The sequence below is a fragment of the Cognatishimia activa genome (genome assembly GCF_001458335.1).
GTDB classification, from domain to species: domain Bacteria; phylum Pseudomonadota; class Alphaproteobacteria; order Rhodobacterales; family Rhodobacteraceae; genus Cognatishimia; species Cognatishimia activa.
Genome location: NZ_CYTO01000009.1, coordinates 417,004 through 428,511 on the forward strand (window position 1 = coordinate 417,004; position 11,508 = coordinate 428,511).

The window sequence follows — 11,508 nt, forward strand, 5'->3', positions numbered from 1 at the left end:
CGGGCACGCCCTCGCAACGGTGATGAAGGATTGCATCCGTTATCTTACGAACTTGTGATTGAAGGTCATCTTATGACGTCGACAAAGTGACTTTGGTTGGTGCAGTTTTGGTGCCTGGCCAGGCCGTTTCTTCGGGTCGTCGAATCGTGTGTAAAATTTTTATCTATAAAAAATTTCAGGCGCAAAAGAGATTCTAAGCAATTGAATAATAACGATAAAATGACACACCCAAGAAATGGGCGTAAAAATTCGCGCCGTAACGGAAAATCCTTCTAACTTATTGTTTTTAAACTGATAAGTTTTGTCGTTCTGATTTTCGCACTCTGCGGCGCTTGTGATTTGGAAGCGCAGCGGTCATCCCTAGCATCAACAAAACGGGACAGCTTTGAAACCATGGCGATCAATTATCAATTAAATCTCTGCGCGCTGCGCCGAGCTGCCCCGTTGCACGAGGCAAGGCAATGAATATGCCCAGCCGGATAGAGCTTCGCGACGCTAAGTTTGAGGTTGAAGGTAAAGCCATTTTGCATGGGCTGGACCTCGACATCGCCGCGCCGCGCATTGGCATCATTGGTCGAAACGGGTCCGGCAAGTCCACGCTCGCCCGATTGCTGGTTGGACTGGTTGCGCCGAGTTCGGGCGACGTGCGCATCAATGGGCATGATCTGGCGAAAGACCGCCGCGCCGCGCTTCGCGAAGTTGGCATTCTGTTTCAAAACCCGGAACACCAAATCATCTTTCCCACAGTCATCGAAGAGATTGCCTTTGGCGTGGGTCAGCTTGGCCAGTCCAAAACAGAGGCCGCGGAGAACGCGAAGGAAATCCTAGCGCGGTTCGGCTTGAGCCATTGGGAAAACGCCTATATCGCCTCGCTATCTCAGGGCCAAAAGCATCTTGTTTGTCTGATGGCGATTGTGGCCATGGCTCCTAAGCTTTTGATTTTGGATGAACCTTTTGCAGGTCTTGATATCCCAACCAAAGCACAGCTGACCCGGTATTTGGCCCATTACGAGGGCAGCCTTGTACATATCACCCACGATCTGGCGGATCTTGAGGGCTATGAACAGCTGATCTGGATCGATCAGGGCAATATCAAAATGACCGGTGCGCGCGATGACGTCATCGCCGCCTACTTGGAGGCCATGCATGCGCTAGGAGGGGATGATGATCTCGCTGACCTCTCCCGTTAGGACCCGCGCCCATGAGTGGCCTGCGAAGTTGAAACTCGCGGCGCTGGCTTTGGTGACCATGGGGCTCTACCTGATCCCTGAGTTGTGGCAGCTTGGCTTGGTCACGCTTTTTGTCATCGGGCTTTATGCACTGCCGGGGCGTGTGTTTTTTATGGGGGGCATGCGCCGCCTCGCCATTCTTTGGCCTTTTGTGGCGGTGTTGGCGATTTGGCATATCGCGACTGCGACCTATCTGGATGGCGTCACGTTTCTGCTGCGCCTGATCTGTGCCTTTGGATTGGCCAACCTGGTCACAATGACCACAGCATTGACCGAGATGATCGAGGTCATTCGCTGGCTCGCGACGCCTTTGCGCCGCTTTGGGTTAAACACTCGCGCGCTGGAGCTGGCGATCGCGCTGGTTATTCGCATATTGCCATCCCTGATTGAGAATGGCCGCCGCTTGGTGGACGCCTGGCGCGTGCGGTCCCATCGCCGCCCCGGATGGCGGATTGTTTTACCTTTTACCCTGAATGCTCTAGACGATGCCGATCATTTGGCAGAAGCGCTGCGGGCTCGGGGTGGACTTCTCGAAAGCAAGGAGAGCTGAGAAATGGAACGTAATGTGGTGATGATCGCCCTGTTTACTGCGTTGATTGCGGCGCTGGGGCTGTTGCCGAAACTGACTTTGGCAAGTGGTATTCCGATCACTGCGCAAAGCATGGGCTTTATGCTGGCGGGCGCGATTTTGGGCGCGAAACGCGGTGCATTGGCTGCGCTGTTGTTTGTGGTGCTTGTCGCGGCAGGTCTGCCGCTCTTGGCCGGTGGCCGTGGTGGTCTGGGCGTCTTCGCAAGCCCTTGGGCAGGCTTTTACTATGGCTTCCCACTGGCGGCATTTGTCACTGGTCTGGTGATGGAGCGCTGGAAAGGCGGCAATGTTGGCCTGATCGCGGGTATCGCAGCCGTGATCGGTGGGATCGGCGCGCTGTATCTGGTTGCGGTGCCTTACTACATCATCGCTAAGCCTGCGGGTCTTGGTGAATCTCTGCTGGTCGTTATGGCGCCTTTCATGCCGGGTGACCTGATCAAAGCGGTGATCACCGGCCTGATCACCGGCGCGCTTTACAAAGCACGCCCATCTAGCATCCTGTCCCGCGCAGGTGTTGCGGCGTAATGCCAAAGTCCTTTCAGGACATAATGAACGCGCGCTGTTCGGTCAGGGCTTTTAGGAAAGCCCCGGTCGAGCGGTCGCAAATGGAAGCGATCTGTCAGGCAGCACGCAAAGCTCCCAGCGGGGCAAATCTGCAACCGGGCAAATTCCATGTGCTAACCGGCGACGCGCTCGCCGGTCTTTGCGCGTCTTTGCAAGCGGCCATTGCTGAAAATCGTCCCTTTGACAGTGAATATTCCTATTTCCCCGATCCCATTCCTGCGGAGCTAAAAGCGCGCCAGCGCAGCGCTGGGTTTGCGCTTTATGAGGCACTGGGGATCGAAAAACGCGATGTGGCCGGACGGCGGGCACAGTTTGCGAAGAACTACGATTTCTTTGACGCGCCGGTCGGCGTGGTGGTGACCATCCAGAAAGACATGGGCAAAGGTTGCTTCATGGATATGGGCATGGCCATCATGAGTTTTCTGTTGGCTGCCGAAGACGAAGGCTTGGGCGCGACTGGTATTGGCGCGCTGGCGAATTATGCGAGCGTGGCGCATGCTCACCTCGGGTTGGCTGAGGATGAAATGGTTGTTTGCGGCATTGCAGTCGGGCACCCGGATTTGGACGCGCCGGTGAATAATTTCCGCACAGAACGCGCCGCGCTTGAGGAATTCACCAGTTTTCGTGGTTTCCCAGATGAATCCTCTGAGGACTCCACTGAATGAGTCTTGATCTGAGCGCGTCTACGCAACCAAGCGTGACCCGCGCGGAATGCGATGCGGCGTTAGCGCAGGTTTTGGCTGCCCCCAAGGATAACGTGCCGGTCGAGATGATCTGTTTCCGCCCCGGCTATAGCGAGCGCAGCTTTCCGGACCGACTGGAACTTTCAAAAGAACTGGGCATCGTTGGCGAGCGTTGGCAAAAGGATGCGTGGCTCAAGCTGCCAGACGGCCGCCCTGATCCCCGCATTCAGGTTTCGATCCTGCCCAAGCGCGTCATGGACCTGTGTTGGCGAGATCGTGAGAACACAATTCATCCGGGGGATCCGTTCATCGCTGATCTGGATACGTCGGAAGCAAACCTAACTGCGGGCACGCATCTGGCGATTGGGTCTGCGGTGGTAGAGGTCACAGGGTTCTTTAATACGGCTTGCGTGAAATGGCGGGATCGCTATGGCGCGGAGAGCCTTGCGTGGTTGAATGCCCCGGCCAATAAAACCTACCGTCTGCGCGGTTTGTTCTGCCGTATTGTCGAGGATGGAGAGGTCCGGCTTGGGGATCTGATCTGCAAACTGCCCGGTTAGGCTTCAAGGATCACGGCGCTGCCCAAACCGCCTGCGGCGGCGATGGCCGCTAGGCCTGATTGACCTGACGCCGAAAGATCATGAAAGAGCCGAACAGCCAAGATTGCGCCAGATGCGCCGATTGGGTGCCCGCGCGCTAATGCGCCGCCTTTTTGATTCACCTTGGATGGGTCGAGGCGCGCACCTTGAACACATGCGATGGCCTGAACCGCAAAAGCTTCCATGATTTCAATATGATCAAAGCTTTGCGGTCCGTGGCCTGTCTGTTGGCAAAGAGCGTTGATCGCCGGGACTGGCGCGAGACCCGGCTGTTCTGGATCGGCGCCTAGGCTGACCCCGGCAGAGAAACGCAGGGACGGTCGCGCGAGTTGTTTGGCGATCCGGTCTGATACCATCACTACAAACGCTGCTCCATCCGCCGCAACCGCCATATTCGCGGCGGTGATGCTTCCAGCGACGGTCTTAGCCTTTTCGCAATGGCGCGGGGTAAGGTTGCGGGTGAAGGTGTCATTGATAGTGTCAGAAACAACTGTGAGTTCGTGCTGTAAATCTGCCCGGTGCGACATCGCCTTGGAATGGCTATCTTGCGCCCAACGGTCCTGAGCGTCTCGCGTAATGCCCAACTTCTGCGCCAAGGTATCCGCTGCCGTCGCCATATCAGGATCGCGGTCTGGCCATGGGGTGAATGGCGCTTGATCATAAGGTTCTGGATCGCGGCCATCGCTAAACTGATGCATGCGCAAGGGGCGACGCGAGTAGCTTTCGACACCGCCTGCAATCACCACATCATGCAGTCCCGAACGGATCATGGCATCTGCCAAGATCAACGCATCCAAACCGCCAGCGCATTGGCGATCAATAGAGAGGCCGCCAACCCGCTCGGGCAATCCAGCCGCAAGGGCTGCAATCCGCGCTTGGTTGCCGCCAGCGCCAAGTGCATTGGAGAGGATCAACTCTCCGACTCGATCCGGCGTCAGACTTGCTTCTTGTATGGCGTCTTGGATCACAGGTGCTGCGATTTGGTGGGGGAGGAGTTGCGCAAAAGCCCCGTTGCGGGGCACCACGGCAGACCGTTTGGCAGCAATGATATGGCTCATGAGCGGTGCTCCTGCCAGAGTTTCATAAGGGTTTGAAGGTCTGGTTTGCCTGCGGCGAGCTTTGGCAAAGTCTCAAGGAACATGACGTCGCGGGGCACCGCAGCGGGCCCCAAAGTCTCGCGACACAGTTTGCGAATGTCGCCTTCACTTAAAGACGATACGACAAAAGCCACAAGCGAATGGCCGCGCAATGCGTCTTCGGGCGTGATTACAGCGGCCTCCGACACCGCTGGGTGGTCCAACATCCGCGCTTCAATCGCCTCTGGAAAGACATTTTGGTCCGCGATCGTGACCATACGCTTCTTACGTCCCTTTAGAAATAGATGCCCGCTCTCATCCAGCAGCCCCATTTCGCCGATGGAGAGATAGTCCTCATCCCATACAGCGCTCTCGCCACTTTCATAGTCTTCAAAGAGATACGGACTTTTCACCCAAATTTCACCGACTTGCCCAGCTGCAAAGTCGTCGCCGATGCGAACAGAGACATCGGGGTAGGGGCGCCCGACAGAGCCTGCTGGTGCCGACTGGTCGGCAAGTGTGATAAAGCTGGTTTCAGAAGCTCCAAAGAATTCAATGATTTGCGCCTTTGGTATGACGTCGCCCAGATCCTTACGCAGGCTCGTATCCATCTTGCCACCGCCGCAAATGACAAGGCGTATGTCAGTGATTTTAGCGGGCTTCGTTCGAAGCAGTAACCGCAGCTGAGTGGGCGTTGCGTACAAAACGCTGACACCGAAATCTGCCAATGCCTTTGCTTGGCGGGTAGGGGATATGTCATCCAAAATGGCGATATCGCATCCGAGATGCAGGGCTTCCATGACCCCGTAAAGCGCAAGGGAATGGCTGAGCTGCCCGAAAACCGCGTATGTGTCGCGGTCAGTTATTTCGAAAAGAGAGCGATTGGCGTCAAAGCTCGCGCGCCAGCTCGGCGGGGTGCGCCGGATCTTTTTCGGTGTGCCCGTTGTCCCCGCGGTTTGCACGATCAGCCGTTGCGGATCGCCGGATCGGATGGCCAATTCTGCGCCTGCGAAGATCGTTTTTCCATCGCGAATTGCCTGCAATAGCAAGTCCACGTCCGCGCTTCCCGCGTGAAGGATGGTGCTTTGATCTGAGATGGAAAAACGGGTGCTGTCGCGCATGTTGGGCTTCGTTGATGGCTCTTTTGAGGACCATAGCAAATTGGGCGAATTTAGCCAGTAGAGCGGTGTCGTTGCCAATAAAAATGGGGCTCTAACAGGCGCACGGGAATCGCGTTTTTCAATGTGAATTCGCGCCAAATCCGGTTTGCTCAATTCTTTGGCCTAGGACCAAGGTCTTATTTTGCGACCCAGGGCGCACCAGTTTTTCTTTAAATGGAAAATTGCAGGAATTTGTTTCATTTCATTTTTCGAAGTGGACTTTTGTCCTATTTTGCCGGGCCGTGTTGATGTAAATCGGGAAATTCGTCTATTTTGCCCCTATATCGAAAACACCAACCCAATCCGGTTTTTGTCCGGTGCGGTGAATGGTAACCGAAACATCTGTGCGCTGATCTTCTGCATCCGCACAACCGACATAGACCAACGGAAACTTCCACGGTCGAACCGCATTGATCAAAGGGACCCGGTGTCCTGGCGATTTAAACTAAAAAGGAAAAAGACATGGGCCTGCGTATTAACGACACTATCCCTAACCTGACCGTGACCACCGACCTGGGTGAGTTTTCTCTGCATGATTTCGTCGGCGACAGCTGGGCGATCCTGTTCTCCCACCCAAAAGACTTCACACCAGTTTGCACCACTGAATTCTCTGCAGTTGCACAGTTGGCAGACGAGTGGGAAAAGCGCGGCACCAAGGTGATCGGCGTTTCCGTGGACGGTGTTGAAGACCACAAAAAGTGGAAAGGCGACATTGAATCCTTCGGCGGCGCAACCGCTGGTTTCCCAATCATCGCGGACGATGGTCTGGAAGTTTCCAAAGCATTCGACATGCTGCCGGCAGAAGCGTACCTGCCAGATGGCCGTACACCTGCGGACAGCGCGACCGTACGTTCCGTATTCATCATTGGCCCAGACAAGCAACTGAAGCTGTCCATGACATACCCAATGACTGTCGGCCGTAACTTTGCAGAAATCCTGCGCGCTCTGGACGGTCTGCAGACATCCTTGGGCAAAGGTGTTGCGACACCAGCGAACTGGGTTTCCGGTGAAGATGTGATCATCCCACCAACCGTGAACAACGAAGACGCAGCAGCGAAGTTCGGCGAATTCAACGCGGTTCTGCCTTACCTGCGCTTCACCAAAGAGCCTGCATAAGCGTCTCTTAACAAACATGGCGAGGGCGGCGATTTGGCCGCCCGACGTCACCTCCAATCAAAAGCCACCTTCAGTGCAATCAAAAGCGACACACCATGCTAGATAGCCAATCTGATAAACAGAACCTCATTGTTGAGGGCAAACTTGCAGACAACGAACGTCTGAAGCGCGAAAGCAATTTCCTGCGCGGGACGATTGAAGAAGATCTGCAAGATAAGATCACCGGTGGCTTCACCAATGATAACTTCCAGCTGATCCGCTTCCACGGCATGTATCAGCAGGATGACCGCGACATCCGCGCCGAGCGTGCCAAGCAAAAACTCGAGCCGCTGCACAACGTGATGTTGCGCGCCCGTATGCCCGGTGGCGTGATCCAGCCAGATCAGTGGTTGGTGATTGACGACTTCGCACGCGAGCACACAAGCTATGGCTCGATCCGCCTGACCACCCGTCAGACGTTCCAGTTCCACGGCGTTTTGAAGCCAAATATCAAGCACATGCACCAGGTGCTGAACTCCATCAATATTGATGGGATCGCAACCGCTGGTGACGTGAACCGCAACGTTTTGGCGTCTACAAACCCTGTGGAAAGCCAGCTACACGCGGACGCGTATGAGTGGGCGAAGAAAATCTCTGAGCACCTGCTGCCAAAGACACGCGCTTACTATGAAATCTGGCTGGACGAGGAAAAGGTTCACACAACCGAAGAACCAATTCTTGGTTCCACCTATCTGCCACGGAAATTCAAAACCACCGTGACCGTGCCGCCAAACAATGAAATGGACGTGCACGCAAACGATCTGAACTTTGTCGCCATTGCTGAAGACGGCAAGCTGGTTGGCTTTAACGTTCTGGTAGGCGGTGGTCTGGCGATGACCCACGGCGACACAGCGACATACCCACGTAAAGCAGATGACTTTGGCTTTATCCCGCTGGAGCACACGTTGAAAGTGGCTGAGCATGTTGTGACTGTGCAGCGCGACTGGGGCAACCGCACCAACCGTAAGAATGCAAAGACAAAATACACGCTGGACCGCGTTGGCATTGACACCTTCAAAGCAGAAGTTGAGAGCCGCGCAGGTGTGAAATTTGAAGAGTCCCGCCCATATGAGTTCACGTCTCGTGGTGACCGTTTCGGTTGGGTTGAAGGCATCGATGGCAAACATCACCTGACACTCTTTATTCTGTCTGGCCGCATCTTGGACTTCCCAGGTCGTCCGCTGAAAACCGGTCTGCGCAAGATTGCTGAAATCCACAAAGGTGATTTCCGCATGACAGCGAACCAGAACTTGGTGATCGCAGGCATTGCTCCGGAAGACCGCGCCGAGATCGAACAGATCGCCCGCGACCACGGTTTGATCGACGATCTGATGACGCCGCAGCTCAAGAACTCTATGGCTTGTGTGGCGCTGCCAACCTGCCCATTGGCGATGGCGGAAGCAGAACGTTTCTTGCCTGATCTGGTTTCTAACGTGGAAGGCCTTTTGGCGAAGCACAACGTTCCACAGGATCACATCATCCTGCGCGTTGTGGGCTGCCCGAACGGCTGTGGCCGCGCGATGCTGGCAGAAGTTGGTTTGGTCGGCAAAGGCCCGGGCAAATACAACCTTTACCTTGGCGGCAACCGCGAAGGGACCCGTGTACCGAAGCTCTACAAAGAGAACGTTTCGCCAGAGGTCATCTATGAGGCGCTTGATCCGCTGATCGCGGATTGGGTTGCGGAACGCAATGAAGACGAAGGGTTTGGGGATTTTGTGATCCGCAAGGGCGTCGTGGCGGAAGTCAAAGTGTCCAAGACCGATTTCCACGCCTGATAAGACGCCTGAACCTAGGCATGAGTTAAGACTGAAGGGATTATCCCATGAATGTAGCAGTACAAACAAAACCACAGTCTGAAGTAGCGGCAACAGGCCCAAAGGTCTTCACCGCTGCCAACACTTGGTTGGAAGAACAGACTGCTGACACACGGATCGCGTGGGCGTTGGAAAACCTGCCGCGCGATCATGTCATCTCGTCCAGCTTCGGCATTCAATCCGCCGTCATGCTGCACCTGATGACCATGCATGTGCCTGACATTCCAGTTCTGCTGTTTGATACCGGCTACCTGTTCCCAGAGACCTACCGCTTTGTGGATGAGCTGAAAGAACGCCTGAACCTGAACTTGCAGGTTTATCGCTCTGACATGAGCCCGGCATGGCAAGAAGCACGCTTTGGTCAGCTTTGGGAACAAGGCGATGAAGGCCTGAAAAAGTACAACAATATGAATAAGGTAGAGCCAATGCAGCGCGCTATGTCCCAGGTGGGCGCAGGCACGTGGTATTCTGGCTTGCGTCGCGCTCAGGCGGAAAGCCGGTCTGAGCGTAAGATCTTGGAGTTCCAACACGGCCGGGTGAAATTCCACCCAATCGTGGATTGGCACAACCGCGATGTACACCGCTACCTCAAAGATCACGACCTGCCATACCACCCGCTTTGGGAACAAGGATATGTCAGCGTCGGCGACACCCACACTACACGCAAGCTGGAAGACGGCATGCGTGAAGAAGACACTCGATTTTTTGGCATGAACCGTGAATGCGGCCTGCACGTTGATCAGGATTAAGACCCATGATGCTCACTCAAGTGCCTCAAGGCATTAACCCTCTTTCCACTGAACAAGCGCAACAGTTTGCGCAACTCGCCGGCTCTTTGTCGCCGATCCAACAGGCTTGGATCAGTGGCTATCTGGCTGCGACCGCGCAAAGCGGCGTCGTTGCGACGGCCCCAGCGGCTGCGCCGGTTGCCGCAGCTGCGCCGCTGACCGTTCTTTACGGCTCTCAGACCGGTAACGCGAAACATATCGCGGCGGATTATGCAGAGGCGGCGAAAGCGCGCGGCATGGACGTGAAACTGGTTGATATGGCTGATTTCAAACCAGCCAAGCTGAAGGACGAAAAGTTCCTGACGATCATCGTGTCCACCTACGGTGAAGGTGAGCCACCAGAGCCTGCGGAGAAACTGCATGCGTTTTTGGCGTCCAAAAAGGCACCAAAACTGGATGGTGTTCAGGTTGCCGTTCTGGGCATTGGCGACAGCAGCTACGAGTTCTTCTGCCAGACTGCGGTTGACTTTGAAGACCGCCTCAGCGCGCTGGGTGCGAAAGTTGTGCATGAACGCGCGATGTTTGACGTGGATTATGACGATCACACCGAGGGCTGGATCAACGGTGCGCTGGATGTGTTTGAACCAGAGCTGAAAGCCGCGGCGCCTGCTCCGGGTGGCAATGTCGTTCCAATGCCGGGTGTTGCTGCAGCTGCTTCGGTGTCTCAGTATTCCAAAAAGAACCCATTCGCGGCGGAAGTCAGCGTTGTTCAAAAGATCACTGGCCGTGACAGCACCAAAGATGTGCGCCACGTGGAGATCTCTTTGGATGGCTCAGATCTGACTTACCAAGCCGGTGATGCGCTGGGTGTATATTTCCATAACGATGCGGCGGAAGTCGACGCGATCTTGGAAGTGCTTGGAGTTGACGGTGCGGCGGAAGCCAAGCTGGGCGATGTGACCAAATCCCTGCGCGATCTGTTGATCGAAGATCTGGAGCTGACCCAAGCTTACCCAACATTTGCTGAGAAATACGGCAATGCGACCGGTGACGAGAAGCTGATCAAACTGGCAGAAGACAAGGTCCTGCTGCGTGACTACCTTGAGCCACGCCAGATCTTTGACATCCTGCGCGATCACCCGCACCAGATCGAACCACAAGCGCTGGTGGACTCCTTACGTAAGATGCAGCCGCGTCTTTACTCTATCGCCTCCAGCCAGTCTGAAGTTGAAGACGAAGTACACCTGACGGTCGGTGTTGTGGAATGGGATGCGTTTGAGCGTGGCCACTTGGGCGGTGCGTCTGGCCATCTTGGCCGCCGCGCGGACGAAGGCGACAGCCTTCGCGTGTTCGTGGAAAGCAACAACAATTTCCGTCTGCCGCAAAACCCTGACACACCAACCATCATGGTTGGCCCTGGCACCGGCATTGCGCCATTCCGCGCTTTCTTGCAGGAACGCGAAGCGCAGGAAGCGGAAGGCAAGAACTGGCTGTTCTTTGGCAATCCACACTTCACGCAGGACTTCCTTTATCAGGTCGAGCTGCAGGGCTACCTGAAATCCGGTCTGCTGAGCAAACTGGACGTGGCCTTTAGCCGTGACCAAGCGGAGAAAGTCTATGTGCAGGACCGCATCCTTGAGAATGGTGAAGAGCTTTTCAAATGGCTCGAAGATGGCGCGCATTTCTACATCTGTGGCGATGCAAACCGCATGGCCAAAGACGTACACGCGGCGCTGCTTGAGGTTCTGAAAACCCATGGCGGTTTGAATGAAGAGAAGGCCGAAGAGTACTTGGCTAACCTCAAAGACCAGAAGCGTTACCAGCGCGACGTCTACTAAGGCTCACGCAAAGGTTAATCAGAAAAGGCCGCTCTGAGGGTTCTCAGAGCGGCCTTTCTTATTTTTGGTGTCT

At 55.3% G+C, this 11,508-nt stretch carries 11 protein-coding genes; 9 read left to right on the forward strand and 2 right to left on the reverse strand.

Features of this window, described 5'->3' with window-relative positions; all coding sequences use genetic code 11:
• Positions 1-461: 461 nt before the first annotated feature.
• From TA5113_RS06540 to TA5113_RS06560, 5 genes are read left to right on the forward strand one after another with little or no spacing between them, the layout of a single operon-like run.
• The gene (locus TA5113_RS06540; protein WP_082625901.1) at positions 462-1,190 is read left to right on the forward strand and encodes an energy-coupling factor ABC transporter ATP-binding protein; all 729 of its coding nucleotides are present in this window, start codon (positions 462-464) and stop codon (positions 1,188-1,190) included.
• Entirely contained in the window at positions 1,165-1,779 is a 615-nt protein-coding gene (locus tag TA5113_RS06545; protein WP_058315814.1) for a CbiQ family ECF transporter T component, read from the forward strand. The genes TA5113_RS06540 and TA5113_RS06545 overlap by 26 nt, the downstream gene beginning before the upstream one ends.
• A 3-nt stretch (positions 1,780-1,782) precedes the next feature.
• Complete coding sequence (locus TA5113_RS06550) at positions 1,783-2,343, forward strand: biotin transporter BioY (RefSeq protein ID WP_058315542.1); 561 nt, start codon at positions 1,783-1,785, stop codon at positions 2,341-2,343.
• A gap of 23 nt (positions 2,344-2,366) precedes the next feature.
• A complete protein-coding gene (locus TA5113_RS06555; protein WP_306338070.1) occupies positions 2,367-3,047 on the forward strand; it encodes a nitroreductase in 681 nt (226 codons plus the stop codon).
• On the forward strand, positions 3,044-3,625 hold the full coding sequence (locus TA5113_RS06560; RefSeq protein WP_058315544.1) for an MOSC domain-containing protein: 582 nt from the start codon (positions 3,044-3,046) through the stop codon (positions 3,623-3,625). The genes TA5113_RS06555 and TA5113_RS06560 overlap by 4 nt, the downstream gene beginning before the upstream one ends.
• On the opposite strand, the gene TA5113_RS06565 is transcribed toward TA5113_RS06560, so the two are convergent.
• Positions 3,622-4,722 carry a thiolase family protein gene (locus TA5113_RS06565; protein WP_058315545.1) on the reverse strand — a complete coding sequence of 367 codons (1,101 nt, stop codon included), beginning with the start codon at positions 4,720-4,722 and terminating at the stop codon, positions 3,622-3,624. The genes TA5113_RS06560 and TA5113_RS06565 overlap by 4 nt on opposite strands.
• A complete protein-coding gene (locus TA5113_RS06570) occupies positions 4,719-5,861 on the reverse strand; it encodes an AMP-binding protein (protein ID WP_058315546.1) in 1,143 nt (380 codons plus the stop codon). The genes TA5113_RS06565 and TA5113_RS06570 overlap by 4 nt, the downstream gene beginning before the upstream one ends.
• 501 nt (positions 5,862-6,362) lie before the next feature.
• Here TA5113_RS06570 and TA5113_RS06575 point away from each other — a divergent pair.
• The 4 genes from TA5113_RS06575 (at position 6,363) to TA5113_RS06590 (ending at position 11,435) form a co-directional block, all read left to right on the forward strand.
• On the forward strand, positions 6,363-7,016 hold the full coding sequence (locus TA5113_RS06575; RefSeq protein WP_058315547.1) for a peroxiredoxin: 654 nt from the start codon (positions 6,363-6,365) through the stop codon (positions 7,014-7,016).
• A 95-nt stretch (positions 7,017-7,111) separates the two neighbouring features.
• Positions 7,112-8,830 carry an assimilatory sulfite reductase (NADPH) hemoprotein subunit gene (gene cysI / locus TA5113_RS06580; protein WP_058315548.1) on the forward strand — a complete coding sequence of 573 codons (1,719 nt, stop codon included), beginning with the start codon at positions 7,112-7,114 and terminating at the stop codon, positions 8,828-8,830.
• Positions 8,831-8,877: 47 nt separating this feature from the next.
• Positions 8,878-9,618 (forward strand): phosphoadenylyl-sulfate reductase, encoded by a 741-nt coding sequence (locus TA5113_RS06585; RefSeq protein WP_058315549.1) that lies wholly within the window; start codon positions 8,878-8,880, stop codon positions 9,616-9,618.
• 5 nt (positions 9,619-9,623) lie between these two features.
• On the forward strand, positions 9,624-11,435 hold the full coding sequence (locus tag TA5113_RS06590; protein ID WP_058315550.1) for an assimilatory sulfite reductase (NADPH) flavoprotein subunit: 1,812 nt from the start codon (positions 9,624-9,626) through the stop codon (positions 11,433-11,435).
• The last annotated feature ends 73 nt before the right edge of the window (positions 11,436-11,508 follow it).